The organism is Pseudomonas sp. HC1(2025), assembly GCF_058742075.1.
Genome location: NZ_CP196017.1, coordinates 4,326,330 through 4,353,044 on the forward strand (window position 1 = coordinate 4,326,330; position 26,715 = coordinate 4,353,044).

Here is a 26,715-nt window from a genome sequence, read left to right on the forward strand (position 1 = left end):
CTCCCAGGAAATGAATTCCCCGAGATCATCCCATCCTTTTCCGGTCGGTTCTCATGGCAGAAATACGTTGAAAAGCCCTTTTACAGACAGAACGTTGCAAACACCTTCAACTCGCCAGCGGTTGTGTCACCTGGGCCTCGACGTCCAGCCACCAGGCATGCCCGCGCTCAGGTGCCGCCAGCGTGAAAGCCTGACCCATTGCTGGCGTGGTAATCGACACATTGCGCTCCCAGGCCAGGGCCATGATGCGGTCGAATGGCTCATGCCAGGCATGGAATGCCAGATCAAAAGTGCCATTGTGGATCGGCAGCAACCAGCGCCCCTTCAGGTCGATATGGGCCTGCAAGGTTTGTTCGGGCTGCATGTGCACATGGGGCCAATCGACGTTGTAAGCTCCCGTTTCCATCAGCGTCAGGTCAAATGGCCCGTATTGCTCGCCAATGCGCTTGAAGCCATCGAAGTAGCCGGTGTCGCCACTGAAAAAGATACGCCGGGCGCCATCAATCATCACCCACGAGGCCCACAGCGTCTGGTTGCCATCAAACAGCCCACGCCCGGAAAAGTGCTGGGCCGGGGTTGCGACAAAACGGATACCGTCCACCTCGGTGCCCTGCCACCAATCCAGTTGCCGCACCTTATCGGGCGCTACACCCCATTTGATCAAGGTGTCGCCGACGCCCAGCGGCGCTAGAAAATAGCGGGTCTTGGCCGCTAACTGCACCACCGCCTGGCGGTCCAGGTGGTCGTAATGGTTGTGCGACAGGATCACCGCCTCAATCGGCGGCAGTTCTTCAAGGCTGATGGGTGGCTGATGAAAGCGCTTGGGGCCGGCCCAACTGAAAGGCGAGGCACGCTGGGCGAACACCGGATCGGTCAGCCAGAACTTGCCACGCATTTTCAGCAGGACGGTGGAATGTCCCAGGCGGTAGACACTGTGGTCCGGGGCACTCTGCAATTGTTCACGCGTCAGGCGCTGCACCGGAATCTCCCCCACGGGCCGCGTACTGCGGGGCTTGTGAAAGAGCATCTTCCAGAAAATCTGCAGGGTTTTGCCAAAGCCCGCACGGTTGACCGGCGCATGATTGTTGAAGTGGCCTTGCTGCTGCTCGGATGGCTTGAGCGCGGCAGAGGGGGTGTCGAGACGGTTAGAGATCGTGGCCATTACAAAGTGACTCCGGTACGTTCTGCTGATGCAGATCAACAACTACACTGCACAGTGTAGTTTCAAGATTGCAACAAAACCCGTACCAAGTAAACTACCGAGTGTAATTTTCTTCCCAGAGCCGAATAGCCCCATGACTGCACCCCAACGCCTCACCGACCGTAAACGCGAAGCCATTGTGGCGGCAGCCATTGCCGAGTTTCGCGACAACGGTTTCGAGGTCACCAGCATGGACAAGATTGCGGCCACGGCCCGCGTCTCCAAGCGCACGGTGTACAACCACTTCCCCAGCAAGGAGGAGTTGTTTACCGAAATCCTGCACAAACTGTGGGCCAGCAGCGTCGCGCAACTGGATGTCAGCTACAGCAGCCAACAACCCCTGCGCGACCAGTTGCGAGTGTTGTTGGAAGCGAAGATGAAAATGATGTCGGACGCCAACTTCCTCGACCTGGCCCGGGTAGCGATTGCTGCGACCATCCACTCTCCTGAACGCACCCAGGACATCGTCAATCGCCTGAGCGAGCGCGAAGAAGGGTTTACTTTGTGGGTGCGTGCCGCCCAGGAAGACGGGCGTCTCAAACCCGTTGACCCATGCTTTGCCGCCCATCAGGTGCAAAGCCTGCTCAAGGCGTTCGCCTTTTGGCCGCAAATCACCCTCGGCCAGCCCACCCTGGACTTGGCCACCCAGGCCAACGTGATCGAGTCGGCAATGGACCTGTTCCTGGCCGGCTACGAGATTGCTCCCCTTCCCCGATAAGCCCTTGTGTCGCCAATACGACACTCAGAAGTCGTTTTTACCGTAATCCCTCTGGATCTCCACGCAAATGGCCCGGAAGGACACTGATTATTCCCACGTAAATAACTGACAATAATCGCCTGTCATCTGGCGTAAATGGCCTTTGAATAACCTACGCCTTCGCCACTTAAAAAAAGAAAAATCTGACGCAGGGATCTATGGAAAACCTTCGAGGCAAAGGGCTGTCGTTTGCCCGGCGCATTTATCGGCCGCGCATTATCGGGCTGGGCGTTGGCAGCATTTGCGTGCTGGCCGCCCTGTACCCGCTGGCCATGCCCGGATGGATCTGGGCGCTGTGGCTGTTCAACGCATTTATCTGGCCGCACCTGGCGTACCAACTGTCGAGCCATTCGGCATTTCCCTACCAGGCTGAGCGCCGCAACCTGCTCTATGACTCACTGTCCGGTGGGTTCTGGGCCGCAGCCACGCAATTCACACCGCTGACCGCAGTGACCATCCTCGCGATGATGACCATGCATAACGTCGCTGCGGGCGGCAAACAGTTGATGATCCAGGGCATGCTCGCGCAACTGGTGGGCGTCGCGCTGGCCTGGCTGGTATTCGGCCCCTCGTTCAACCCCAATGTCGGCCTGATCCAGGTGTATTCGTGCCTACCGATGTTGATCCTTTACCCCGTCGCCATCGGCATGGCCAGCTATCGCCTGGCCATCAAGCTCTCGGAACACAAACGTGCCCTGAGCGCCCTGAGTCGTACCGACAGCCTCACCGGCCTGCTCAATCACGGTTCCTGGAAAGACCTGCTGCAACTGAAGTTCCACAAGTGCCAGCAGCAACAGTCCCAGGCCACCATCGCGTTGATCGATATCGACCATTTCAAGCAGATCAATGACGCCTATGGCCATATCGTCGGTGACCGCGTGCTGCGACAACTGAGTAAGGAATTGCAGCGCAACGTGCGGGAAAATGACCTGGCGGGCCGCTACGGTGGCGACGAGTTCTGCGTGATTCTCCCGGACGTGCCGCTGGAGCAGGCCAGTTATGTGATGGAGCGCCTGCGGGAAATGTTCAGCCGCTACCGCGACCCGCAGGTTCCGGAACTGCGGGTCAGCCTGAGCATTGGCCTGGCGGCCTACCAGGTGCAATTCACCCAGGCGCATATGTGGCTCAATGCCGCAGACCAGGCGCTGTACGCCGCCAAAGGCACCGGGCGCAACCGGGTGACGGTTGCCGAATCACTGGTCGCCCGCTCTGCCTGAATAGAACTTCCTTTGATGCCCATGACTCAGAGCTCCCAGCTGTACTGTCTGCCGGTATAACGGAAGCCGGCAATAAGCACGTCTGCCGTGGGCCTGGGGCTACACGGCGCGAAAGCGCACCCATGGATACATCCACGCACGTTGCATCACTGAGCACGCAACCATGCTATTTACCGCCCACAAAAAAACCATCACTACCCTACAAGAAACTGTCAGCCAACAAGCTGGCCTGCTCGATGCCATCGAGCGCTCCATGGCCGTGATCGAGTTCGATCTACAAGGCAGCGTGTTGCGCGCCAATGACAACTTCCTCAAGACCATGGGCTACCGCGAGGATCAAGTCGTCGGCCAGTCCCATCGCCTGTTCTGCACCCCGGCGTTTGCCCGCAGCGCCGACTACAGCCAGTTGTGGACGCAACTGCGCAATGGCCAGTTCCAATCGGGCACCTTCGAGCGCGTCGCCGCCGACGGTCATTCGGTGTGGCTGGAGGCCAGCTACAACCCGGTACGCGACCAGGCCGGCCGAGTGGTGAAAATCATCAAATATGCCTTGGACGTAAGCGCCAGGATGCAGGCCGAAAGCGAAGCCAATGCCAAGCTCGAGGCGATTGACCGGGCCATGGCCGTGATCGAGTTCAACCTCGACGGCACCATCCTTACCGCCAACCAGAACTTCCTCCAGCGCCTGGGCTACAACCTGGCAGAAATCCAGGGCAAGCATCATCGCCTGTTCTGCAAGCCGGAGCTGGCCAACAGCCAGGAATACACGGACTTCTGGCGCCGGCTGAACCAGGGTGAGTTGTTCAGCGGCCAGTTCGAGCGCATCACCCGCTCCGGCCAGACGCTGTGGCTGGAAGCCAACTACAACCCGGTGTACGACGCCAGCGGGCGCCTGTGCAAGATTGTGAAGTTCGCCTCCGACGTCACCGCGATGGTGGAAAAACACGCCGCAGATGCCCAGAGCGCAACCCAGGCCTATCACATCTCCCTACAGACCCGGGACATCGCCGAAAAAGGCGCCGAGGTGATTCAGCAGACCGCCAGCGGCATCCATGACATTGCCGCCGACATTGAAAGCTCATCCAGACTGATCGCCAAGTTGGGCGAGCGCTCGCAGCAGATCACCGCCATCGTCAACACCATTCGCGCGATTGCCGACCAGACCAACTTACTGGCCTTGAATGCAGCCATTGAGGCCGCCCGCGCGGGTGACCAGGGCCGCGGATTTGCGGTGGTCGCCGATGAAGTCCGACAACTGGCCGCACGCACCAGCGGCTCCACGGCGGAGATCTCGAGCATGATCGAGATGATCCAGAGCGAGACCCGCCAGGCCATCGACAGCATGGACAACACCCGCGACCGCGCAGCCCAGGGCGTGGGCCTGGCCAACCAGGCCGGCACGGTGATCCTGCAGATTCGCGAAGGCGCCAGCGATGCCGTGCGGGCGGTGAGTATGTTTGCCAATGAGCGGGTGGGGTTGTAGGCGCTTACGAGGGATGGCTCAGGTGCCGGCCCAGCTCGTCGAACAACGTCACCACTGAAAGCAGCGCCCGACAGTCCGGGCGCGTCAGCAACCACAAGGCGGTGTCGTAACCCGTGAGCGCCGGCCCCAACGCCTACGGGATTTGCGTGATGGTGATCAACCCACCAGGCTGCGCACCGCGCTGATCTGCGGGATCTCGACCCGGCGCATATACACGCGCAACGGCTCAGTGATGTTGATGCGATCATCGATGTTCTGGTCCAGCAGCAGTTGGATGTGCTCGCGGGACAGGGTCATGGCCTGGTCGGCCGCCGGCTGCCAGACGAACTCGCTGGTGGGGATGATGCCGTCGTCGGCGACGTCCATGCCGAACGAGTCTTCGCTGAAACGTACGATGTACTGGCCGGTCTTGCGGTTCAGGCCGACAAAGCCGTTGAGTTGGTCGGCGGCCTGGCAGATGAGTTCCGATGTGATGCGCATGCTAAACCTCACTGAAAAATCCCATAGGGGAAGTGAACGATGGTTTACACGCGAGGCGGCGAAATAAGGCAATGGGGTTCCCTCTGGCGGGGAAACTCGGGCCAAGAATACTGCATAGCACGGCACAAAAGCTGAGAAAAATAGCGCATGCGCACGTTAATGTCGGTTTGGTGATAGCGCGATTTGCATGCAATTGTTAAAAAGGAACCCTTCTTGAAGCTACCTCCACGAAAGGACCTCGCACATGCCTGCTACGTTTACCAAGAGTGCCCTGCTGCTCGCTCTGATGATGGGCCTTGGCCACGCACAGGCTGCAAGCCCCATCAGCCCGGTTGAACTGGCGACCAAGGACGGCATCCCCCACCCAGCCGTGATCGCCCACCGGGGCGCGTCCTTCGATGCGCCGGAGTCCACCGCTGCCGCCTACAAGGTCGCGCGCGACCTGGGTGCCGACTACCTGGAACTGGATCTGCAGCGCAGCAAGGATGGCGTGCTGTTTGCCCTGCACGACAACAACCTGCAACGCACCACCGACGTGGCCACCAAGTTCCCGGAGCGCAAGGACAGCCCGGCCAACGAATTCACCTGGAAAGAGCTGCAAACCCTGGATGCCGGCAGTTGGTTCAACACCGCCTACCCGGAGCGTGCGCGCCCGGGCTTCGTCGGGTTGAAAATCCTCAGCCTGGACGAAATCATCAAGATCGCCGAAGGCAACCCCCAGCACAAACCCGGCCTGTACATCGAAACCAAGGAGCCCAAGCAGTTTCCGGGGATCGAAGCCGATCTGAAGGACAAACTGCTGGATAAGGGCTGGCTGAGTTCCGTGGGTTCCAAGCTGGGCAAGAGCAACACCGGCGTCGGCCAGGGCAAGGGCCGCGTAGTGCTGCAAACCTTCGAGACGGCCAGCCTCAAGGAACTGCAGAAAGAAATGCCCAACACCCCGAAAATCCTGCTGTTGTGGGTGGGTGAAGGCAGCATCGAGCCCAAGTCCAAGGTGACCTTCGCCGAGTCCGGCGAGCCAACCAAGGCGGCCTACTATGCCAAGCAGGAACCCAAGGACGCTGCCGAGTTCGAGAAGTGGGTCGATGAAGCCAAGAGCCTCGGTGCGATTGGCACTGGCCCGTCTGCACAACTGACGGCCCTGGGCGACCAGAGCTATTCGGACCTGGTCAAGCCCGAGATGAACCAACTGACCCACGACAAGGGCCTGCTGGTGCACGTCTATACCGTCGACGAGCCGGTGGATTTCGAGAAGGTCATGAGCGCCGGGGTCGATGGCATCTTCACCAACCGCGCCGCCGAACTGCTGAAGTTCTACAAGCGCTGGCCGTCGTCGAGCGTGCAGGACCTGCTGCAGGACAACGGTTACTGAGTGAGCGAGTGGTCAGGCCAACTGTGGCTGGGGCCGGATTACGGCCTGATCCTCGGTGAGACGGGGCGCACGGCGCCCCACGCCCATTATGCCCATCAATTTATCCTGTGCGCGCATAGCCCCATCACGGTCAGCCTTGATGGGCAGCTGCAAACGGCGTATCGCCTGTTCATCCCCTCTCGCCAGCCCCATGCCATCGTCCATGCCCCTGGCACGGTGTTGATGGCCTATGTGGAGCCCGGTGCATTTGATCGCGAGTCGTTGCAACACGCCCTGGATACCGCCGATTTTTCCCATGAGCGCCTTGCGCAGACATTGCGCCAGCTGCCACGTCGCCAGGCAGACGATGAGCGCGTGCAACGCGCCCTGCACACCCTCGATCAACAGTTGAGCGGCAAGGTCTCGGCGCAATCATTGGCACAGGCGGCGCACCTGTCGTTGAGCCAGTTGGAGCGCCTGTTCGTCAGCCAGCTCGGCGTGCCGGTACGGCGCCTGGTGATGTGGCGCCGCCTGCGCCTGGCACTGGACCTGGCCCTGAACGGCGACACCCTGACCCAAGCGGCCCACGGCGCTGGGTTTGCCGACTCGGCGCACTTCTCGCGGACCATGAAGCAGCTGTTTGGCGTGACCGCCGGGGCCTCATTGCGCCATCTTCAAGTACACCTCCTACCGTAGTGCGGTGGGTACCGGGGGTTCCTTGCTCAATCGCGCGGGGCTGAAGGGCTCACGCAACTGCTCGACGTAATCCAGCGGATAGTCCGGCCGGCTGCCAATCCCCAGGTCGCCCTCGCCCATTCGATAATCCTCGGTGTAAAACGCAGTCCCCAGCAGCCAGTCCCACAGGTTGAAAAACAAACCGAAATTCACATCCCCCGCACGCCCGTATTTCATATGGTGAAAGCGATGCACCGGCGCCCAGGCAAACACCCAGCGCAGCGGCCCCAGGCGCATATCGACATTGGAATGCTGTAGCAGCAACTGGATCGCAATGGCCAACGCCAGCAGCATCGCCACCTCCACTGGAATGCCCAGCAGGATCAGCGGCAGCAAACCCGCCGCGGCCTCGAGCATCTGGTGCAAGGGATGCTTCATCAAGCCATTGAACCCATAGAGCCGCTGCACGCTGTGATGCACCGCATGCAAACGCCAGAGTGCGGCGATGCGGTGGCTGGCGTAATGCATCAGGGTGATGCCCGCGTCGGCAATGATGATCGCCAACAGCAATTGCGCCCACAGCGGCCAGGCGCGCGGCCAGGCGCCCTCGATGGCCAGCCATGCCGTGAGCAGCGGCAATGCCAGCAAGCCCAGGGCGTTCAGGCTTTCATTGACCAGCGCGTGGAGGACATCCCGGCGTCGGTCGCCCAGGCTGCGGTTCCACTGGGGCTCGTAGGGCAAGCACAGTTCGGCGATAAACGACACGCCGATGGCCAGCGCAAACACCGCCAGCAGCCACTGCGAGGCGCCTAGGGTGACCAACCAGAGCCCCACGCCAATAAACCCTGCCCAGAACAAGGGGGCGTATAGCCAAGCCAATATCTGTTTCATAAGTGTCTCCCGTGGGTGAGACACCAGCATGAAATCTCCCGGCACGGGGCGATTGAACAAACAACGCAAACGTCCTACACAATTAAGGGTGAATTAAGTTGCGCGAGGTAATCTGATCCCACTTAAACAGCTCACCCCAAAGGACTCCATCATGAAAAACCTGACCGCTCTGTTCGCCGCTGCCGCCCTGACCCTGACCGCCGGCCTGGCCCAGGCCGATGTTCGCCCGGACCAGATTCCAAGCCTGCTGCAATCAGGCGCCGTGAAGCCATTTGAACAACTGAACGCCGCCGCCCTGGCCAAACATGCCGGCGCCACCATCAACGACACTGAGCTGGATAACAAAGCCGGGCGCCTGGTCTACGAAGTTGACCTGACCGACACCACTGGCAAGAAGTGGGATGTGAAGCTCGACGCCAAGACCGGCGAAGTGCTGGAAAACAAACAAGACACTTAAGTTGCCCCAGCCACACAACGCGCCGCCTTCGGGCGGCGCAGTTGTGTCTGGTCAGGCACTCAGGCGCGCGGTCACTTCATTGAGCTCGGCCGACAAGCCCCGCAGGTTATGACTGGCGGCTTCGGTGCGCTGCACGTTGTCCAGGTTGGCAGTGGCCACCGTGGTGATTTGCGTGATGTTGCGCGAGATATCCTCGGCCACCGAGGTTTGCTCCTCGGCCGCCGTGGCGATCTGCCGGTTCATGTCGCGGATCGCCTCCACCGCCTGGGTGATATGACTGAGCATCGCCCCGGCCTGGGTGACCTTTTCGACACTCTCGTCACTGCATGACTGGCCGCTGATGATCGCCTCGGCGGCGTCCACCGCCCCCGTCTGCACCGCCTGGATAATCTGGTTGATCTCGATGATCGACGCCGCCGTGCGTTGCGCCAGGCTGCGCACTTCATCGGCCACCACCGCAAAGCCACGCCCGGCTTCGCCCGCTCGCGCCGCCTCGATTGCCGCATTGAGGGCCAGCAGGTTGGTTTGTTCGGCGATGCCGCGAATCACTTCCAGCACCGTGCCGATGCGCACGCTGTCGGCTTCCAGGCGGCGGATGATGCCACCGGTGTTGAGGATCTCGTTGCGCATCTGGCCGATGGTGGCAATGGTCACTTGCATCACCTGGCCGCCTTCACGGGCCGAGTGATCGGCCTCGTCCGCCGCTCGCGAGGCACTGGCCGCGTGGCGCGCGACTTCCTGGGCGGTGGCGGACATTTCGGTCATCGCCGTCGCCACCTGGTCGGTCCGGCTGAACTGGTCCTGGGTGCCCGTCGCCATCTGCCCGGCAATCGAATTCAGCTCGCCACTGGCGCTCACCAGGTCCTTGGCACTGCGCTGCAGGCGGCCGAAGGTTTCGGCGAGAAAATCGCGCAACGTGTTGGCGGCCTGGGCCAAATGGCCCAGCTCATCCTGGCGCTGGCTGGCAACGCGCTCGGCAAACCGGCCATGGCTCAATTGGGCTACATAGTCGATCAGGCCCCGGATCGGCAAAATCAGGTTGCGGTTGATCAACCACAGGCTGAACAGACCGATCAGCACCCCAGACAGCACCATCACCGCCAAGCCCAGCATCACGGTACGTTCGGCATAGGCGCTGATTGCCAGCGACTGCAACTTGCCCTGCTCATGCAGTTGCGTGACCAGCGCGCTCATCTGTTCGCTCACCGCGCGGTCCACGCCCTTGACCGCGTTATCGCCGGCCGCCGCATCGGCACCGGCGGCCACGTACGCATCACGCCCCTTCTGGTAAGCCACGCCCAGCAACTGGTGCTCCTGGCGCAAGGTGTCCAGGCGACGGCTCAAGCCTGGATCGCCCTCGGTGTTGGCCACCAGGCGCGCGAGGATGCCCTGCACTTCCCGTTGCCGATCCTGGAATTGCCCCCAGTACTTGTCCATGTCCTGGGGCTGTTTGCCACGCAGCAGGACGTTTTTCCATTCCTGGACCTGGACCTTGAATTGCACGTTGGCCTCATCGATCAGCTGTGAGGTCTGCAACGGCCCCTCCAGCAAACTGCGATAACTCTGCACACCGCTGGAGAGAAAATGAAAACACGCCAAGGCAATCAATAGCATTGCCAACAAGCTGCCACCGAGCAACGACAGGATCTGTGCTCTCAAGGACTTTCGCAAAAAACTCATCGGGGAAAAGCCTCGAAACAGGGAAATGGGGACCTGCACCGCAACATCCCTGTCAACCAACGCACAGCCAATCCAATGGCATGCTTGCGCCTTGAATCGGCCGGGCCAGACGCTTCTTGAGCCCAGTGGATGAGCGGTCGGGCGGGAGCGACCCGTAGCTGACACAAAACTGTCAAATCCCCTTGCAATGATTGCGCAACGCGCGCCCATCGCCTGCCTCTGCGAGCCCCCATGAACCACAGCATCGACCACGGCCACCAGGACTCCGACCTGTTTGGCCTGCTTTACGGTTTCCGCTTTCGGCCCGGCGAGAAAGCCGAGCAGATCGACTCGGCAACCGTGCTCAAGGCCTTGCACGCCCCGGCCGACCCCGATGAATTCCTGTGGCTGCACCTGAACCTGGCCCACGCCGCCTGCCAGCGCTGGATGCAGGCGCACCTGGAGTTGCCGCCGGAGTTCTTCGAGGCCTTGCACGAGGGCTCGCGCTCCACCCGTATCGAACATGTGGACTCGGCCTTGCTGGCGGTGGTCAACGACGTGGTGTTCAACTTCAGCAGCATGATGTCATCGGACATTTCCACCTTGTGGGTCTGCGCTCGCAGCCGCCTGCTGATCAGTGCGCGCCTGCAACCGCTGCACTCGGTGGACAAGCTGCGCTCATCGGTAAAGGCCGGTGAACACTTCCGCTCGCCCCTGGAGTTGCTGGTGCATCTGCTGCGTGACCAAGGCGAGGTGCTGACGCAGATCGTGCGCAAGACCAGCCTCAGCGTCGACCAGATCGAAGACCAGTTGCTGTCCTCGCGACTGTCCACCAACCGCGCCGAACTGGGGGCCATGCGCCGGGTGCTGGTGCGCCTGCAACGCCTGCTGGCCCTGGAGCCGGGCTCGCTGCTGCGCCTGCTCAACCGCCCGCCGCAGTGGCTGCAAAAGGAGGACGTGAAGGAGCTGCGCAAATCCACCGAAGAGTTCGCCCTGATCATCAACGACCTCACGGCCCTGGGCGAACGGATCAAGTTGTTGCAAGAAGAAATCGCCGCCAACCTCAACGAACAAAGCAACCGCACGCTGTTCACCTTGACGGTGGTGACGGTACTGGCGCTGCCGATCAATATCATTGCCGGTTTTTTTGGCATGAACGTCGGAGGTGTGCCGCTATCCCAGGACCCCGAGGGGTTCTGGATCCTGGTGGCGTTGGTGGCGACGTTCACCTTGATTGCCGGCAGATGGGCATTTCGCAAGCGCCAGGATTACTGAACCGACGCCTACCCAGAATTTGTGGACCGGCGGTTATCTCAATCCACCAAACACTGACCTGACGCAGCATCTCTGTAACATTCTGCAACGATCATGGGAAACATCCTCCCCACACTGGATGCTCCGGCATGGCCACCCCTTCCCTGACTGCCTCGCCCCAGGCTGGCGCCACTGACGCAAAACCGCAATTGGACAAGAAACCCGGCCTGTTCACGGTGATCATGTTCTTCGCAGTGCTCGCCATGGGCCTGTTGTTCACCGCCTACAGCCTGATGCACGACATGCACGAACTGGGAACGGTGGTCACCACCTGGACCCCATTCCTGCTGCTGGGCGTGGCCTTGTTGATTGCCCTGGGGTTCGAATTCGTCAACGGTTTCCATGACACCGCCAACGCCGTGGCGACCGTGATCTACACCAACTCGCTGCCGCCGCAATTCGCCGTGGTCTGGTCGGGGTTCTTCAATTTCCTCGGGGTGCTGCTATCCAGTGGCGCGGTGGCCTTTGCCATCATTGCCCTGCTGCCGGTGGAGTTGATTTTGCAGGTCGGTTCTTCCGCCGGTTTTGCGATGATCTTTGCCCTGCTGATCGCCGCGATCCTGTGGAACCTCGGCACCTGGTGGCTGGGCCTGCCGGCGTCGTCTTCCCATACGCTGATCGGGTCGATCATCGGCGTGGGCGTGGCCAATGCCCTGATGCATGGCCGTGACGGCACCAGCGGCGTGGATTGGGCCCAGGCGATCAAGATCGGCTATGCCCTGCTGCTGTCACCGCTGATCGGCTTCGGCTTTGCCGCCCTGCTGTTGCTGGCACTGCGGGCCTTTGTGAAAAACCGCGCGCTGTATAAGGCGCCCAAGGGCAACACCCCGCCGCCGTGGTGGATTCGCGGCATGCTCATCGTGACCTGCACCGGCGTGTCCTTCGCCCACGGTTCCAACGATGGCCAGAAAGGCATGGGCCTGATCATGCTGATCCTGGTGGGCACGTTGCCCATGGCCTACGCCTTGAACCGCACCATGCCGGCCGATCAATCCCTGCAATTTGCCGCTGTGGCAGAAGTCACCCAGCAAGCGCTGGTCAAGAGCGCACCACAAGCGGCGCCAGCCGATCCACGGCCGATTCTGTCGACCTATGTGCGCACCAAGGACGTCACGCCCGAGCTGATCCCCGCCCTCGCCGCCCTGACCGGGCATATCGGTGAGCAAGTCAAAGGCTACGGCTCCCTGGCCAAGGTACCGGCCGAGGCGATGGGCAACGTGCGTAACGACATGTACCTGACCAGCGAAACCATTCGCCTGATGGACAAGGGCAAGGTCGGTCATTTCGATGCCGACACCCAGGGTAAGCTGCAACTGTTCAAGCAACAGATCGACAACGCCACACGCTTTATCCCGCTGTGGGTGAAGATCGCCGTGGCCATCGCCCTGGGCCTGGGCACCATGGTCGGCTGGAAGCGCATCGTGGTGACCGTCGGCGAGAAAATCGGCAAGACCCACCTGACTTACGCCCAGGGCGCCTCGGCCGAAACCGTGGCCATGCTGACGATTGGCGCTGCCGATATGTTTGGCTTGCCGGTATCCACCACCCATGTGCTGTCCTCGGGTGTGGCCGGGACCATGGTGGCCAATGGCGGCGGCTTGCAGATGAAGACCATCCGCAATTTGCTGATGGCCTGGGTGCTGACGTTGCCGGCGGCGATTGTACTGTCGGGCAGTCTGTATTGGCTGTTTACCCAAATCTTCTGAATCACCACACAGCAAAATGTGGGAGCGGGCTTGCCCGCGATGGCAGTGGATCAGGTTAGAAATACTTGACTGATACACCGCTATCGCGGGCAAGCCCGCTCCCACATTTTTTTGTGTGATGGCTTAGCCTGCGAACAAGCCGGCCATCACCTTGAGCCGCTTCTTGTACACCCGCCGCGCCTCCAGCGCCTCCTCCAGCGTCACCGCGACAAACCCCGCTCGCTGGTTGGGCTGCATCTGCCCGATCAGGTCCAGGTCGGCGCTGATCACCGTGCCTTCTGAATCAACACACAGCAAAATGTGGGAGCGGGCTTGCCCGCGATGGCAGTGGATCAGGTTAGAAATACTTGACTGACACACCGCTATCGCGGGCAAGCCCGCTCCCACTTTTTTTGTGTGATGGCTTAGCCCGCGAATAAGCCGGCCATCGCCTTGAGCCGCTTCTTGTACACCCGCCGCGCCTCCAGCGTCACCGCGACAAACCCCGCTCGCTGGTTGGGCTGCATCTGCCCGATCAGGTCCAGGTCGGCGCTGATCACCGTGCCTTCTGAATCACCACACAGCAAAATGTGGGAGCGGGCTTGCCCGCGATGACAGTGGATCAGGTTAGAAATACTTGACTGATACACCGCTATCGCGGGCAAGCCCGCTCGCACATTTTTTTGTGTGATGGCTTAGCCCGCGAATAAGCCGGCCATCGCTTTGAGCCGCTTCTTGTACACCCGCCGCGCCTCCAGCGCCTCCTCCAGCGTCACTGCGACAAACCCCGCTCGCTGGTTGGGCTGCATCTGCCCGATCAGGTCCAGGTCGGCGCTGATCACCGTGCCGATCATCGCGTAGCCGCCGCCTGATACCGCATCGCGGTGCAGCACGATCGGCTCCAGGCCAGCCGGGACCTGGATCGAGCCGATGGGGTAGCAACTGTCGACGATGTTCGATGGATCGGAGCCCGCGCCAAATGGCTGCTCCCGTGGCTGGAAGCTCAAGGCACTGCCACCCTTGAAGCGGTAGCCAATCCGGTCGGCCTCGGAACCCACGGTCCAGGGCTCGGCGAAAAAGCTGCTTTTGGCTGCGGGCGTCAGGCGCTCGTAGTACAAGCCCGGCACCACGCGCAATGTCACATCGCCGCCCACCGAACGGCGCAAGGCCATCGGCAAGCTGTTACCCGCTCGCCCCTCGCCACTGCTCGCGCCGATGGGCAACAGATCGCCCTCCTGCAAGCGCCGCCCGTGGAAACCGCCCAGCGCACCGAGGGTGTAAGTGGAGCGGCTGCCCAACACCAGCGGCACGTCGATCCCCCCGGCCACCGCCAGGTAGGTGCGCGCCCCGGCCACGGGAAACTCAAAGCGCAGCACCTGCCCGGCGCGCACCTGGAACGCAGTGTCCTGGTGCACCACTTCATCGTCCAGGCGCGCAGACATCAGCGCGCCACTGAGTGCCACCAGGGCGTCCTGTTGGAACTCCAGCTGCGGGCCAATCAGTGTGCATTCCAACCCCGCCGCCCCCGCCGAATTGCCCACCAGATGGTTGGCCGCACTCAAGGCGTACTGATCCAGGGCGCCGGACGGCGGGATCCCCAAGTGGTAACACCCTTCGCGTCCCAGGTCTTGCACGGAGGTGGCCAGGCCGGGCTTGAGCACCTTGATCATACGAGCGCCTCCTGCAGGGTTTTCGGGTAGCCGACCGGGTCGGCAAAAAAAGCGTCCAGGGAAAATTCCACCGGGCGAATGCGCAAATCGAAACGCCCGGCCTCCACCTCGGCCACCGCCAGGTCGTAGGCATCCCGGTCGATGGGCTTGAACTGCACGATATCGCCGGGGCGGAAGAACACCATGTGTTCCTTGAGATAGGCCAACTGCTGGGCCGGGTCGTAGATCGGCGCCGGGGTCACGCCAAACATCTGGTAACCCCCCGCGCCGCGCACTGAGTAGATACAGCCGAAACAGCCGCCATGGCCGAGGGTCAGCTTTGGCGTGTCGGTGCGTGGGCGCAGGTATTTGGGCACCTGCAACTGGCGTTCGCGCTCGACCATCTGGAACATGAACGGCAGGCCCGCCACAAAGCCGACCATCGACACAAACCACGGCGCGCCACTGTGGGCTGCGATAAACGCCTCGACATCCGCCAGGCCATTGATCCGCGCCGCGTACTCAAGGTCAGTGCCCGTCGGGTCCTGGTGTCGGTCGCGAAAACGCATCAGGGTTTCATGGGTCCAGGGGTCGTTGTACAGCACCGGAATCTCGATGATCCGCGTGTGCAAGGTGCGCTCGGCCACGGCCTGGGCCTCGGCGCTTTGCACCGCATCGAGCAGCACCTGGGGGGCGATCAGGTCCGGGTCGAAGCGGATCTGGAACGAGGCGTTGGCCAGGCAGATATCCAGCACGCCGGGCAGCTCCAGGCGCTGCACCGCACGGGTGACGGCCATGCCCTTGAAGAACGCCTCCAGGGACATGCTTTCGCTGACCTCGGCGAACAAATGCTCATCGGCGCCAAAGCTGTAGCGAATCGGGGATGTTTCAGCCATGTCTGTTCCTCTTGGAATCATTGTAGAAAGGCAGGCAAAAATCATGCAGGGGCTGCGGTTCAGACGGGTGTGCGCACCACGATCCCCGCCTGGTCCAGGGCCCTGCGGGTCGCCTCCACCAGGTCCAGGGCGCCCGGCGTATCGCTGTGCAGGCAGATGGAATCGAATTCGATAAACAGGTCTTCGCCCTCGACGGTGCGCACCAGCCCCGTCTGGCAGGCCCGCAGCACACGGGCCGCCACTGTCGCCGGGTCCAGGGCGCGCACGTTGCGGGTAAACACGATGGAGCCGGACAGATCGTACTCACGGTCGGCATAAAACTCGCGTACTACCGGCTGCCCCAGTTCCTTGGCAATGCGCCAGATCACCGAGCCGGGCATGCAATACAGGAGCAATTCAGGCTCCAGGCGTTGCAGGTTTTCCACCAGCAGGCGGGCCGCTTCTTCGTCCCGGGCCAGGTGCATGTACAGCGCGCCATGGGGCTTGATGTGCTGCAAGGTCACGCCCTGCACCCGCGCCAATTCGCGCAGGGCGCCCAGTTGGTAGAGCATGTCGTCCACCAGTTCCTGGGCCGGGGCGTTGATGTGGCGGCGGCCGAACCCCACCAGGTCGCGAAAGCCCGGGTGCGCGCCGATGGCCACGCCCAACTGCTTGGCGCGCTCGATGGTGCGGCGCATGGTGCCGGGGTCGCCGGCATGAAAGCCGGTGGCGACGTTGGCGGAGCTGATAAACGCCATCAGCTCATTGTCCACACCGTCGCCGATGGTCCAGGGGCCAAAGCTTTCGCCCATGTCCGAGTTGAAATCCACTGTCTGCATCGGGGCTGCTCCGCAAGGGTTCGTGCCAAGGAAAATAGGCTGGCCCTTGACCCCTTGGGAAGATCTATTATCAGATAGGGTATCTTCGGAAAATCAGATACCCCCAAGAGAAATCCCCATGTCGCTTACGCTGCGCCAGGTTCGCTACTTTGTCGCCACCGCCGAAATCGGCCAGATTTCCCAGGCGGCGATTCACCTGAATATCTCCCAGTCGGCAGTGACCACCGCGATCAAGGAGCTGGAAGCCATGCTCGGCGCCCAGCTGTTTGTACGCTCGGCCCAGGGCATGAACCTGACCGACGCCGGCCGGCATTTTCTCAACCGCGCCTACGTGATTATGCGCAGTGTCGACGATGCCCTCAGCAGCCCGCTGCCAGACTTGCGCGCCAGCGGCGTGCTGCGGGTCGCGGCCAGTTACACGGTGTTGGGTTACTTCCTGCCGCACCACTTGCAACGCCTGGAGCATTGGCACCCGGACGTGACCATCGAAGTCTTCGAGCAGGAGCGCCAGGCCATCGAACAGGGGCTGCTAGATGGCCAGTTCGAGATGGCCGTGGTGCTCACCGCCAACCTCACCCACCCGGATATCGTCTCGCAAATCCTGTTCAATTCCGAACGCCGCCTGTGGCTGCCCAGCCACCACCCGCTGTGTGAACGGCGTGCGGTGAGCCTGGCGGATGTGGCGCAGGAACCCTATATCCTGCTGACTGTGGACGAGGCCGAGCAAAGTGCCATGCGTTATTGGGAGCAGGCCGGGCAGACGCCCAAGGTGCGGCTGCGCACCAGCTCGGTAGAGGCGGTGCGCAGTATGGTAGCCAATGGCAGTGGCGTGGCGATTCTGTCCGACCTGGTCCACCGCCCCTGGTCCCTGGAAGGCAAACGCATCGAGACCTTGAGCGTGACTGACAAGGTCGCGCCCATGAGCGTCGGCCTGGCCTGGCACCGCGAGCGCACCTTTACTCCGGCGATGCAGGCGTTTCGCGACTACTTCCACGATGCCTTCCTCGCCCCCCAGCAACTATCGACACGCCGTTAAAGCTGGGCCTTCAAGGTGGCCGACAACCAGTCCATCAGCACCCGTACCCGTAGCGGCAAGTGGCGCTGGCCGGCATACAGCATCGATACATCCAGCGCAGGCGCGGGATAGTCGGGGAGCACCGCCACCAAGTCGCCCTTTTCGAGCAATTCGCGGATGCCCAGCCCCGGTACCTGAATGATCCCGAAACCGGCGAGGCATGCCGACTGGTACGCATCCGTGCTGCTGACCGTGACCCGCCCGGCCATGGCAATACGTTGCACCTTGTTGCCCTGCACATATTCAAAACCCGCGGAGCGCGCACCCAGCGGCCGCACGTAATGCACCAGTTGATGGGCGGCCAGATCGGCCAGGGTCTTGGGTTCGCCATAGCGTTGCAGGTAACCGGGGCTTACGCAGTTGATCATCGGCATGCTGCACAACAGGCGCGCCACCACGGACTGGTCTGGTTGTACGCCCACGCGCAACACACAATCAAAACCTTCGGCCAGCAGGTCGACCTGGCGGTCGGAGCTGCTGATTTGCAGCTCGATCAAGGGGTGCCGGTCCATAAACTCCGGCAGGTGCGGCAGGATCACCTTACGTGCCATCACATTGGGCATGTCGATACGGATCCGCCCGGTCAATTGCGCCTCGTCCTGGCGAAACAACCCCTCCAGCTCTTCCATATGGGCCAGCAGGTCCTTGCTGCGCTCATACAGCACGCGCCCGTCCTGGGTCGCCTGCACCTTGCGCGTGGTGCGCTGCAACAGGCGCGTGCCCAACAGGTCTTCGAGGGCGCGCACCTGCTCGGACACCGTCGAGCGCGGTAGCCCCAGGCTGTCGCCGGCCTGGGTGAAACTCGACAGTTCGGTGACCCGCACAAAGGTGCGCAACAGGTCCAGCTTGTTCATGGTGGCGCCTCGTGATTGTTCGACTGATCCGACCAGTGATTCCGGATTCACTCTGTTTATCACGCAATACCCGGACAAATACACTCATTCCACCATTACCCACCCGCTCCGAGGACTGCACCATGACCCGTAAAATCGCATTGATCACCGGCGCCAGCCGTGGCTTGGGCAAAAGCACCGCCCTGCATCTGGCCGCGCAAGGCATCGACATTGTCGGCACCTACTACAGCAAGGCCGCTGAGGCCCAGGCGGTGGTGGCAGAAATTGAACAGCTCGGCGGCCGCGCCGCCATGTTGCAACTGGATGTAAGCCAGAGCGCCACGTTCGACGGGTTTGTCAGCCAGCTCGGCGAGGTCCTGCAAGCGCATTTCGCCCAGGCGCATTTCGATTTCCTGATCAACAACGCCGGGATCGGCACCCATGCCAGCTTTGTCGAGACCACCGAAGCGCAGTTCGATCAAATGGTCGCGATCCACCTCAAAGGCCCGTTCTTCCTGACCCAGAAGCTCCTGACGCTGCTCGTCGATGGCGGGCGTATCATCAATATCTCCAGCGGCCTGGCCCGCTTCAGCCTGCCCGGTTATGCCGCCTACGCCTCAATGAAAGGCGCGGTGGAAGTGCTGACCCGTTACCAGGCCAAGGAGTTGGGCGCACGGGGGATCAGCGTCAACACCCTCGCCCCCGGCGCCATTGAGACCGACTTCGGTGGCGGCGCGGTACGCGACAACGCCGGCATCAATGCCTTTGTCGCCAGCAACACGGCCCTGGGTCGGGTCGGCTTGCCGGACGACATTGGCGGGGCGATCTCCACCTTGCTGGCCGATGGCAGCAAATGGATCAATGGGCAGCGTATCGAGGCGTCGGGCGGGATGTTCGTCTGACCCTCACACTTGCTCTGGCGCACGTTGCTGCAGGAACTTTTCCCGCAGCACGTCGTAGCCCCAGTGGTACACATAGGTGTACGGCAGGAAGAACAGCAGCACGCCGATATCCAGGATAAACGCCTGCATCAGGCTGATATTGAGCCACGCGGCAATCAGCGGTACGGCAAACAGAATCAGCCCACCCTCGAACAGCAGGGCGTGCATGATCCGGGTCTTGACGCTATTGGCCAGTTGCAGGCGCACCTTGAGGCGGTCGAACACGCTGTTGAAGATCATGTTCCACGTCAACGCCAACAGGCTGATGGCCAGGGTCACCGCGCCCATTTCCAGGGCTGGGCGACCGGTGATCCAGACCAGCAACGGGGTACAGATCAGCAAGGCCAGGCCTTCGAAGCCAAGGGCCTGGAAAACACGTTCGGTGATGGACTTGGTGGTGTTCATAGGTGTTGCTCTGTGAATGTCTTGGGTTGCCATCATCGCGCCCTGAAACGATACTTCATAATCAATAACCATCGATCAAGGCGATAGATCATGGCTTCTCATGAAGTGTTGCAAGCGTTTGTGCAGGCGGCGACCCAAGGCTCGTTTTCGGCGGCGGCGCGCAAGCTGGGCAAGAGCCAGTCGACAGTCAGCGCCGCAGTGGCCAGCCTGGAAATTGATCTGGACGTGGTGCTATTCGACCGCAGCAGCCGCAAGCCCAGCCTGACCCCGGCCGGGCACGTTCTGCTGCAACGGGCCGAGCAGGTGCTGGAGGCCAGCAGTCGCCTGGAGCTTGCCGCCAGCCAGTTGTCCCAGGGGCTGGAGCCCAAGCTCAGTATTGCCATGTCTGATACCTATCAGTCGGGGCGCTTTGAAACGCTGCTCGGTGCCCTGGAGCAGCGCTATCCGGACCTGGAGCTGGAGTGGTTGATTGCCGAATGCGAAGACCTTATCGCCCTGGTGCAAAGCGGGCGCGCGCAGTTGGCGTTTATCGAGGCGCAGGAGGTCTACCCGCCAGACCTGACCCATGCCACCATCGAGGAGCGCGCACAACTTGCGCTGTTTGTGTCCCCGCGGCACGCACTGGCCAGCCTCGATGGCATCGACCAGCAAACCCTGCAACAGCACCGGGAGCTGCGCCTGGCAAGCATCATCAACCCCAATGAAAACCGGCTGACCGGCCGAGTCTGGTCCGCCCCCAGCTTTTTGATGCTGATGGAAATGGCCATCCTCGGTTTTGGCTGGGCCCCCTTGCCGAGCTGGTTGGTGGAGCGCTTTGCCAATGGCCAACTGGTGGAGCTCAAGGCTCGCGGCTGGCCGCGCTCGGTGGCGGTGGATGCGTTGTGGTCGCGGCAACACCCGCCGGGCCCGGCGGGGAGTTGGTTGCTGGAAAAGATGCTCGAATAACCTCCGCCGGCGCCTACACAGGCCTATCGGTGCAGGTTGCCAGGCGTCGTTCGATGAAGCGTTTTTCTGGCATTTGCTGGGTCAGGCACAGGGCTTTTTCATACGCCTGGCGCGCCTCTTTCATCCGCCCCAATTGCCGGCAGAACTCGCCACGCGCTGAATGCGCCAGGTGGTAATCCAGCAACTCGCCGCGCGCCAGGATCCCCTCGACCTGTTGCAACCCCGCCAATGGCCCATCGCGCATGGCCACGGCGGCGGCGCGGTTGAGCTCGATCACCGGGGACGGCAGCATCCTCAGCAGCACGTCATACAGGCCAATAATCTGTGGCCAATCGGTCTGCGCCGCACTCGGCGCCTCGGCGTGCACCGCGGCAATTGCTGCTTGCAGGCCGTAAGGGCCAAAACGCCGGGTGGCCAGGGCCTGCTCCACCAACGCGCAGCCTTGGGCAATCAACGCGGCATCCCACAACGTCCGGTCCTGTTCATCCAGCAGCACCAACTCAGCAGCGGGCGATAACCGGGCTGGGCGCCGGGACTCATGGAGCAGCATCAACGCCAGCAGGCCCATGACTTCCGGCTCCGGCAGCAACTCCAGGAGCAGGTGGCCCAGGCGTATGGCCTCGCGGGTCAAGTCGTCACGGGTCAGGTCGGCGCCCATGGACGCCGAATAACCCTCGTTGAATACCAGGTAGATCACGCGCAGTACGCTGTCCAGGCGCTCAGGCAACTCCGCCAGCCCTGGAACTTGGTAGGGGATTTTCGCCTCGCGGATCTTGCCCTTGGCGCGCACGATGCGTTGGGCAATGGTGGCCGGCGTGACCAGGAAGGCTCGGGCAATTTCCTCGGTGCTGAGGTCACAAATCTCACGCAGGGTAAGCGGCACCTGCGCATCGGCCGCCAGCGCCGGATGGCAGCAGGTGAAGATCAGGCGCAGGCGGTCGTCTTCCACGTCTTCGGCACTCCAGTCAGCCGCTTCCAGCGCATCGGCCTGCTCCTGCAGCAACGGGGTGAAACGGGCCTGGCGGCGCAAGCGGTCGATGGCCTTGAAGCGCCCGGTCGACACCAGCCACGCCCCAGGGTTGTCGGGCACGCCATCCTGCTGCCAGCGCTCGACCGCGACGAAGAACGCCTCGTGCAAGGCTTCTTCGGCGAGATCGAAATCCCCCAGCAGGCGAATCAAGGTCGCCAGGACGCGCCGCGAGTCACTGCGGTAGACCGCCTCGACCCGGGCCTTGACGGTCAATCGGGCATGCCCTGGGTCACCAGCGCCACCAGCCGGTCCAGGCTCTCGCCCCACCCCTGGTGAAAGCCCATGGCTTCGTGGGCCTGTTTGTCGGCTTCAGTCCAATGCATGGCGCGCGCGGTGTAGCGGGTCTTGCCGGCAACGTCCTCGAAGGTCACTTCGGCGCTCATGAACGGCTTGCCCGATGGGATCCAGCCGGGCAGGAACGCATCGGTAAACACCAGGCGGCGCGGCGCGTCGATCTCCAGGAACACGCCCTGGGTCGGATACTCGCTGCCGTCGGGCGCGCGCATCAGGGTGCGAAACAGACCACCGACCCACAGGTTCATTTCGCACTCCGGCGTGGTCATGCCGTGTGGGCCCCACCATTGCTGCAACAACGCAGGCTCGGTCCAGGCACGGAACACCCGGCTCGGCGGGGCGTCGATCATGCGGCTGATGGACAGTTCGAATGCAGCGGGTTGAGTGTTCATGGATAAACCTCCTGAGTCTTGTGATTGTTGGGTTCAGAGATTCAAATCACGCACGGGACGTACTTCCACACTGCCGACCCGTGCCGCCGGAATGCCGCCGGCCACCTGCAGCGCCTCATTCAAGTCCCGGGCTTCAATCAGATAGAAGCCGGCAAGCTGCTCCTTGGTTTCGGCAAACGGCCCATCGGTGATCGATAACTTGCCGTTGCGCATGCGCACAGTGGTGGCCGTGCTCACCGGCTCCAGGGCCTCGGCCGCGAGCATGCGGCCACTGCCGTGGACCGCCTCGGCATAGGCGTGGCATTCCGGGTCCTTGGGGCTATCGGGCAGGCTGTGCAGCAAGGCTTCGGCGCTGTAGACCAGGCACAGGTATTTCATGGCGTTCTCCGTTTTCGGACTACTGACTATAGTTGGCAGCGCTCAAGGTTTCAGGTCGAACAGACCGGCGCCGGTTTCCATATCGAAAGGCGCAGACCAGTGCTCATGCACCACCTTCCATTGGCCGTCGATACGTTGATAACCGGCGGTGACGCGCATCCAGCAGGTTTTCAGCACGCCATCTGGCCCAGAGCCACCACAGTGCGCGAGCCAGTGGGCGAAGGCGCTGTTATCGGCGGCGACGATATGCAGCTCATGGAAGTCAAAAACCCCTGGGCCTGGGCAAAACTCCATGCAGGCCTGCCAATGGGCGCGGTAGGCCGCCTTGCCTTTGAACTGCAGGGCATTGACGGCGTCGAACGCGACGATATCGTCGGCGTAAAAGCTGACAATCTGCTCGACATCCTTGGCGACCACCGCGTGTTTCCATTGCTCGATCAGGGTGTTGATTGGGTTGCTCATGGCGATGCTCCTCGGGGTGGAAAATCACGGAAGACACCCTTAGTCGAATGGGCCGACTGCCAATCGACAAGCCTACAAAAAATAATTTCGCCAAGGATAAAGCCGCTAGAATTTGCGACTTCCCTGTAGGACTTCGGATATCTGCTCGATGGAAACCCGCCTCGCGCCCTATGAGACGCTGACTGCTACCCAGCAACAGCAACTCGCCAGCCTCGAAGTCCACCCCGAGCAACTGGCCTTTAGCGGTGATATCTACTGCGCGCTGAACAGCCTGCAAGTCAACCCAAGCCCCGGCATCAAGGGCTTCGCCCTGCTGGCCGACGACGTTCCCGTGGCCTTCCTGCTGCTCAAGCGCCCGCCCTGCCTGCCCCATTGGGCCGACGCACACAGCGCCACACTGCATGCCTTGCAAGTCGACCGCCACCAACAGGGCCGAGGCTTCGGCAAGGCCTGCCTACAAGCCCTACCCGCCGCCGCCCGCCTGGCCTGGCCGCAGATCAGCGCCTTGGAGTTGTCGGTGGACAGCGACAATGTGGCGGCACTGGGCTTGTATTTGCAGCAGGGCTGGGTAGACCGGGGCGAAGCGTATAAAGGGCGGGTGGGTTATGAGCGGCGGTTGGCGCTACTGTTTTGATTACCGGCAAGGAGACTCCCATGCTAACCACCCTGGACCAACTCGAAACCCTCTACGGCCTGCCCCACGAGCGTGCCCTGCGCAAGGAAATCGCGTTTCTCAATGAGGATTACCAGGCGATGGTCAACGCCTCGCCGCTGGTGATTGTCAGCTCTTCAGGCGCCGATGGCCTCGACGGCTCGCCTCGGGGCGATGTGCCGGGGTTTGTGCGGATCATCGATGAACGCACGCTGGCGATCCCGGATCGGCCGGGCAACAACCGCCTCGATACCCTGCGTAACCTGATTGTGGATCCACGGATTGCCCTGCTGTTTATCATTCCGGGGATCGGCGAGACCCTGCGGGTCAACGGGCGGGCGCAGATTTCCATCGAGCCTGAGTTGCTGCAAAGCTTTGCGGTCAATGGCAAGCCGGCACGCTCGGTGATTGTGGTGCAGGTAGAAGCGGCGTATTTCCACTGTTCGAAGGCCTTTGTGCGCTCCGATTGCTGGAACCCGGACAAGCATGTAGAGCGTTCAACGCTGCCGTCAGCGGGGGCCATCCACAAGCGTCTGAATGATGGGCAGTTTGATGCCGAGGCCTATGATCGGGAGATGCCGGAGCGGGTCAAGGCCACGTTGTATTGAGGCCCTGGCCGGCTCGGGCGCCCCTGAGATCGCCATCGCGGGCAAGCCCGCTCCCACAGGTAATTGCGCGGTACCAGGTTTTGAGTACACCCCGATACAAATGTGGGAGCTGGCTTGCCTGCGATGGCGGTGGATCAGGCGATGTACAGGTTATGCGGACTTTTCGACAGGCAGCCAGATTTCCACAGTACCGGTGCCCTTAACCACATCGAAATCGGCGCTGTAACGCTCAAAATCCGGCCCGGCGACCTTGTAGCCCGACGTCGGCAACCACTCGAACATGATCCGCTCATAGGTCTGCGACAGCGCATACACCGGCCCGTAGTGCGCGAAGACGGCATAACGATTGGCCGGCACTTCAATGGATACAAAGTTGCCCGGCACATCATGCTTGGCCGGTACTTCGACGCCGGCGATGTAATCGAATTCTTCTTGCGTGGCGTTGTAGCAAACGCCGTAGGTCACGCCGCCAATGCACTTCTTGATGTCCTTGATGCACGTGTCGAACAGCTCCCACAACTTCGGAATGTCCCCCAGGGTAGCCTTGCCGTAATGGCCGCCGACCCCGGCGATCACCATGGCCTTGCCCTCTTCCATGCGGGGTTCCAGGGGTAGCGTTGCCTGTTGGTTCATCTGCACAATCTCCATGGGTGAGTGACCAAAACCATACCGAGTATAGGGGCATACTCGCTTCATACTCCAGACCGAAAAATTTCCTACGCCATCTGGACAAACGGCTGTCATCGCCCGTATTGTCTGCCCCGCAGGCCACCGCAGTGGCCGACGTCGCTCGGACGGTTCCGGGCGCTTACGTATTCCGAGGCAACAATGGCAGACCAAGGTTCGCCGCGCCGCTTTGCGCGCATAGATCGACTCCCCCCTTATGTTTTCAATATCACTGCCGAGCTGAAGATGGCTGCGCGTCGGCGCGGCGAAGACATCATCGACTTGAGCATGGGTAACCCCGACGGCCCGACCCCACCGCATATCGTGGAAAAACTGGTGACCGTCGCCCAGCGTGAAGACACCCACGGCTACTCCACCTCCAAAGGCATCCCGCGCCTGCGCCGCGCTATTTCGCGCTGGTACAAGGACCGCTATGAGGTGGATATCGACCCGGAAACCGAGGCTATCGTGACCATCGGCTCCAAGGAAGGCCTGGCGCACCTGATGCTGGCCACCCTGGACCAGGGCGATACCGTGCTGGTGCCCAACCCCAGCTACCCGATTCATATCTACGGTGCGGTGATCGCCGGCGCCCAGGTGCGTTCGGTGCCGCTGATTCCCGGCGTGGACTTCTTTGCCGAGCTGGAACGGGCGATTCGCGGTTCGATCCCCAAGCCGAAAATGATGATCCTGGGTTTTCCGTCCAACCCGACCGCGCAGTGCGTGGAGCTGGACTTCTTCGAGCGGGTGATCGCCCTGGCCAAGCAGTACGACGTGCTGGTGATCCACGACCTGGCCTACGCCGATATCGTCTACGACGGCTGGAAAGCCCCGTCGATCATGCAGGTGCCGGGCGCCAAGGACATTGCGGTGGAGTTTTTCACCCTGTCCAAGAGCTACAACATGGCCGGCTGGCGCATTGGCTTTATGGTGGGCAACGCAGAACTGGTCAACGCCCTGGCGCGCATCAAGAGTTACCACGACTACGGCACCTTCACCCCGCTGCAAGTGGCGGCGATTGCCGCGCTGGAAGGCGACCAGCAATGTGTGAAGGACATTGCCGAGCAGTACCGCCAGCGCCGCAACGTGCTGGTCAAGGGCCTGCATGAGCTGGGCTGGATGGTGGAGAACCCGAAGGCGTCGATGTACGTCTGGGCGAAAATCCCCGAGGCGTATGCCGCCATGGGTTCGCTGGAATTTGCCAAGAAGTTGCTACTCGAAGCCAAGGTGTGTGTGTCGCCGGGGATCGGCTTTGGCGAGTATGGCGATGACCATGTGCGCTTTGCGCTGATCGAGAACCAGGACCGCATTCGCCAGGCGGTGCGCGGGATCCGCGCCATGTTCCGGGCTGATGGGCTGGTCACTAAAGCCTGATGCCTAACCCGATCCAACGGTCAATGTAGGAGCTGGCTTGCCGGCGATGCACACACCTCGGGGTGCCAGGCATACCGAGGTGATGCTATCGCCGGCAAGCCGGCTCCTACAGTGATGTCAGTGAAGG

27 protein-coding genes and 6 pseudogenes are annotated in these 26,715 nt (G+C 61.8%); 15 read left to right on the forward strand and 18 right to left on the reverse strand.

Annotated elements, in window-relative coordinates; genetic code table 11:
- Positions 1–106: 106 nt before the first annotated feature.
- On the reverse strand, positions 107–1,162 hold the full coding sequence (locus ACSSVH_RS19255) for an MBL fold metallo-hydrolase (protein WP_170041944.1): 1,056 nt from the start codon (positions 1,160–1,162) through the stop codon (positions 107–109).
- Positions 1,163–1,295: 133 nt separating this feature from the next.
- Between ACSSVH_RS19255 and ACSSVH_RS19260 the strand changes: the two genes are divergently transcribed.
- From ACSSVH_RS19260 to ACSSVH_RS19275, 4 genes and pseudogenes are all read left to right on the forward strand, one after another.
- A complete protein-coding gene (locus ACSSVH_RS19260) occupies positions 1,296–1,919 on the forward strand; it encodes a TetR/AcrR family transcriptional regulator (protein WP_492633611.1) in 624 nt (207 codons plus the stop codon).
- Between the two features lie 197 nt (positions 1,920–2,116).
- Positions 2,117–3,175, forward strand: a complete 1,059-nt coding sequence (locus tag ACSSVH_RS19265) for a diguanylate cyclase (protein ID WP_169955308.1) — start codon at positions 2,117–2,119, stop codon at positions 3,173–3,175.
- 163 nt (positions 3,176–3,338) lie between these two features.
- Positions 3,339–4,103: pseudogene (locus ACSSVH_RS19270) on the forward strand (PAS domain-containing protein); the annotation flags it as partial.
- Positions 4,104–4,220: 117 nt separating this feature from the next.
- Positions 4,221–4,658: pseudogene (locus ACSSVH_RS19275) on the forward strand (methyl-accepting chemotaxis protein); the annotation flags it as partial.
- A gap of 4 nt (positions 4,659–4,662) precedes the next feature.
- Here the strand turns inward: ACSSVH_RS19275 and ACSSVH_RS19280 are convergent.
- Both ACSSVH_RS19280 and ACSSVH_RS19285 read right to left on the reverse strand, forming a co-directional pair.
- Positions 4,663–4,776, reverse strand: a pseudogene (locus ACSSVH_RS19280) (LysR family transcriptional regulator); the annotation flags it as partial.
- A gap of 38 nt (positions 4,777–4,814) precedes the next feature.
- Entirely contained in the window at positions 4,815–5,138 is a 324-nt protein-coding gene (locus tag ACSSVH_RS19285) for a DUF2025 family protein (protein WP_076962912.1), read from the reverse strand.
- Positions 5,139–5,382: 244 nt separating this feature from the next.
- On the opposite strand from ACSSVH_RS19285, the gene ACSSVH_RS19290 reads away from it, so the two are divergent.
- Together ACSSVH_RS19290 and ACSSVH_RS19295 are read left to right on the forward strand one after the other, a co-directional pair.
- Positions 5,383–6,510: a glycerophosphodiester phosphodiesterase gene (locus tag ACSSVH_RS19290; RefSeq protein ID WP_170056887.1), complete on the forward strand. Its 1,128-nt coding sequence runs from the start codon at positions 5,383–5,385 to the stop codon at positions 6,508–6,510.
- Positions 6,511–7,185: a helix-turn-helix domain-containing protein gene (locus ACSSVH_RS19295; protein WP_170041942.1), complete on the forward strand. Its 675-nt coding sequence runs from the start codon at positions 6,511–6,513 to the stop codon at positions 7,183–7,185.
- Here the strand turns inward: ACSSVH_RS19295 and ACSSVH_RS19300 are convergent.
- The gene (locus tag ACSSVH_RS19300; protein ID WP_492633612.1) at positions 7,177–8,055 is read right to left on the reverse strand and encodes a sterol desaturase family protein; all 879 of its coding nucleotides are present in this window, start codon (positions 8,053–8,055) and stop codon (positions 7,177–7,179) included. The genes ACSSVH_RS19295 and ACSSVH_RS19300 overlap by 9 nt on opposite strands.
- 151 nt (positions 8,056–8,206) lie before the next feature.
- On the opposite strand from ACSSVH_RS19300, the gene ACSSVH_RS19305 reads away from it, so the two are divergent.
- Positions 8,207–8,512, forward strand: a complete 306-nt coding sequence (locus ACSSVH_RS19305; RefSeq protein WP_492633613.1) for a PepSY domain-containing protein — start codon at positions 8,207–8,209, stop codon at positions 8,510–8,512.
- Between the two features lie 51 nt (positions 8,513–8,563).
- Here the strand turns inward: ACSSVH_RS19305 and ACSSVH_RS19310 are convergent, their stop codons facing one another.
- Both ACSSVH_RS19310 and ACSSVH_RS19315 read right to left on the reverse strand, forming a co-directional pair.
- A complete protein-coding gene (locus ACSSVH_RS19310) occupies positions 8,564–9,331 on the reverse strand; it encodes a methyl-accepting chemotaxis protein (RefSeq protein WP_407073432.1) in 768 nt (255 codons plus the stop codon).
- A gap of 165 nt (positions 9,332–9,496) precedes the next feature.
- A pseudogene (locus ACSSVH_RS19315) lies at positions 9,497–10,402 on the reverse strand (hypothetical protein); the annotation flags it as partial.
- A gap of 21 nt (positions 10,403–10,423) precedes the next feature.
- Between ACSSVH_RS19315 and ACSSVH_RS19320 the strand changes: the two are divergent.
- Entirely contained in the window at positions 10,424–11,446 is a 1,023-nt protein-coding gene (locus tag ACSSVH_RS19320) for a transporter (RefSeq protein WP_169955314.1), read from the forward strand.
- 128 nt (positions 11,447–11,574) lie between these two features.
- Positions 11,575–13,191, forward strand: a complete 1,617-nt coding sequence (locus tag ACSSVH_RS19325) for an inorganic phosphate transporter (protein WP_170056885.1) — start codon at positions 11,575–11,577, stop codon at positions 13,189–13,191.
- Between the two features lie 123 nt (positions 13,192–13,314).
- Here the strand turns inward: ACSSVH_RS19325 and ACSSVH_RS19330 are convergent.
- From ACSSVH_RS19330 to ACSSVH_RS19350, 5 genes and pseudogenes are all read right to left on the reverse strand, one after another.
- Positions 13,315–13,467 (reverse strand): annotated as a pseudogene (locus ACSSVH_RS19330) (allophanate hydrolase); the annotation flags it as partial.
- 128 nt (positions 13,468–13,595) lie between these two features.
- Positions 13,596–13,736, reverse strand: a pseudogene (locus ACSSVH_RS19335) (allophanate hydrolase); the annotation flags it as partial.
- 129 nt (positions 13,737–13,865) lie between these two features.
- A complete protein-coding gene (locus tag ACSSVH_RS19340; protein WP_492633614.1) occupies positions 13,866–14,840 on the reverse strand; it encodes a 5-oxoprolinase subunit C family protein in 975 nt (324 codons plus the stop codon).
- Positions 14,837–15,715, reverse strand: coding sequence for a 5-oxoprolinase subunit B family protein (locus tag ACSSVH_RS19345; RefSeq protein ID WP_169955317.1), 879 nt, complete (start codon positions 15,713–15,715; stop codon positions 14,837–14,839). The genes ACSSVH_RS19340 and ACSSVH_RS19345 overlap by 4 nt, the downstream gene beginning before the upstream one ends.
- 59 nt (positions 15,716–15,774) lie before the next feature.
- Entirely contained in the window at positions 15,775–16,533 is a 759-nt protein-coding gene (locus ACSSVH_RS19350; protein WP_169955318.1) for a 5-oxoprolinase subunit PxpA, read from the reverse strand.
- A 118-nt stretch (positions 16,534–16,651) separates the two neighbouring features.
- On the opposite strand from ACSSVH_RS19350, the gene ACSSVH_RS19355 reads away from it, so the two are divergent.
- Positions 16,652–17,569 (forward strand): LysR family transcriptional regulator, encoded by a 918-nt coding sequence (locus ACSSVH_RS19355; RefSeq protein ID WP_492633615.1) that lies wholly within the window; start codon positions 16,652–16,654, stop codon positions 17,567–17,569.
- Here ACSSVH_RS19355 and ACSSVH_RS19360 read toward each other — a convergent pair.
- Positions 17,566–18,462, reverse strand: coding sequence for a LysR family transcriptional regulator (locus ACSSVH_RS19360; RefSeq protein WP_170056882.1), 897 nt, complete (start codon positions 18,460–18,462; stop codon positions 17,566–17,568). The two genes, ACSSVH_RS19355 and ACSSVH_RS19360, sit on opposite strands and share 4 nt — an antisense overlap.
- 122 nt (positions 18,463–18,584) lie before the next feature.
- Here ACSSVH_RS19360 and ACSSVH_RS19365 point away from each other — a divergent pair, with 122 nt between their 5' ends.
- On the forward strand, positions 18,585–19,343 hold the full coding sequence (locus tag ACSSVH_RS19365; RefSeq protein ID WP_492633616.1) for an SDR family NAD(P)-dependent oxidoreductase: 759 nt from the start codon (positions 18,585–18,587) through the stop codon (positions 19,341–19,343).
- 3 nt (positions 19,344–19,346) lie between these two features.
- Here the strand turns inward: ACSSVH_RS19365 and ACSSVH_RS19370 are convergent, their stop codons facing one another.
- Positions 19,347–19,787, reverse strand: coding sequence for a multidrug/biocide efflux PACE transporter (locus tag ACSSVH_RS19370; protein WP_169955322.1), 441 nt, complete (start codon positions 19,785–19,787; stop codon positions 19,347–19,349).
- A gap of 90 nt (positions 19,788–19,877) precedes the next feature.
- On the opposite strand from ACSSVH_RS19370, the gene ACSSVH_RS19375 reads away from it, so the two are divergent.
- Positions 19,878–20,732: a LysR family transcriptional regulator gene (locus ACSSVH_RS19375; protein ID WP_492633617.1), complete on the forward strand. Its 855-nt coding sequence runs from the start codon at positions 19,878–19,880 to the stop codon at positions 20,730–20,732.
- 13 nt (positions 20,733–20,745) lie between these two features.
- Here ACSSVH_RS19375 and ACSSVH_RS19380 read toward each other — a convergent pair whose 3' ends face one another.
- The 4 genes from ACSSVH_RS19380 to ACSSVH_RS19395 are packed head-to-tail and all read right to left on the reverse strand — an operon-like array spanning position 20,746 to position 23,288.
- Complete coding sequence (locus ACSSVH_RS19380) at positions 20,746–21,975, reverse strand: RNA polymerase sigma factor (RefSeq protein WP_432754520.1); 1,230 nt, start codon at positions 21,973–21,975, stop codon at positions 20,746–20,748.
- Positions 21,972–22,448, reverse strand: coding sequence for an SRPBCC family protein (locus ACSSVH_RS19385; RefSeq protein WP_169955325.1), 477 nt, complete (start codon positions 22,446–22,448; stop codon positions 21,972–21,974). The genes ACSSVH_RS19380 and ACSSVH_RS19385 overlap by 4 nt, the downstream gene beginning before the upstream one ends.
- A 33-nt stretch (positions 22,449–22,481) precedes the next feature.
- Positions 22,482–22,826 carry a YciI family protein gene (locus tag ACSSVH_RS19390; RefSeq protein WP_169955326.1) on the reverse strand — a complete coding sequence of 115 codons (345 nt, stop codon included), beginning with the start codon at positions 22,824–22,826 and terminating at the stop codon, positions 22,482–22,484.
- A 42-nt stretch (positions 22,827–22,868) separates the two neighbouring features.
- Complete coding sequence (locus tag ACSSVH_RS19395; RefSeq protein WP_170056880.1) at positions 22,869–23,288, reverse strand: YybH family protein; 420 nt, start codon at positions 23,286–23,288, stop codon at positions 22,869–22,871.
- Positions 23,289–23,436: 148 nt separating this feature from the next.
- On the opposite strand from ACSSVH_RS19395, the gene ACSSVH_RS19400 reads away from it, so the two are divergent.
- On the forward strand, positions 23,437–23,922 hold the full coding sequence (locus ACSSVH_RS19400; protein WP_492633618.1) for a GNAT family N-acetyltransferase: 486 nt from the start codon (positions 23,437–23,439) through the stop codon (positions 23,920–23,922).
- 20 nt (positions 23,923–23,942) lie between these two features.
- Positions 23,943–24,548: a pyridoxamine 5'-phosphate oxidase family protein gene (locus tag ACSSVH_RS19405; RefSeq protein WP_170041933.1), complete on the forward strand. Its 606-nt coding sequence runs from the start codon at positions 23,943–23,945 to the stop codon at positions 24,546–24,548.
- Between the two features lie 150 nt (positions 24,549–24,698).
- Here ACSSVH_RS19405 and ACSSVH_RS19410 read toward each other — a convergent pair whose 3' ends face one another.
- Positions 24,699–25,181 carry a GyrI-like domain-containing protein gene (locus tag ACSSVH_RS19410; protein WP_492633619.1) on the reverse strand — a complete coding sequence of 161 codons (483 nt, stop codon included), beginning with the start codon at positions 25,179–25,181 and terminating at the stop codon, positions 24,699–24,701.
- 195 nt (positions 25,182–25,376) lie between these two features.
- Here ACSSVH_RS19410 and alaC point away from each other — a divergent pair, with 195 nt between their 5' ends.
- Complete coding sequence (gene alaC, locus ACSSVH_RS19415) at positions 25,377–26,588, forward strand: alanine transaminase (protein ID WP_029296464.1); 1,212 nt, start codon at positions 25,377–25,379, stop codon at positions 26,586–26,588.
- Positions 26,589–26,715 lie beyond the last annotated feature (127 nt).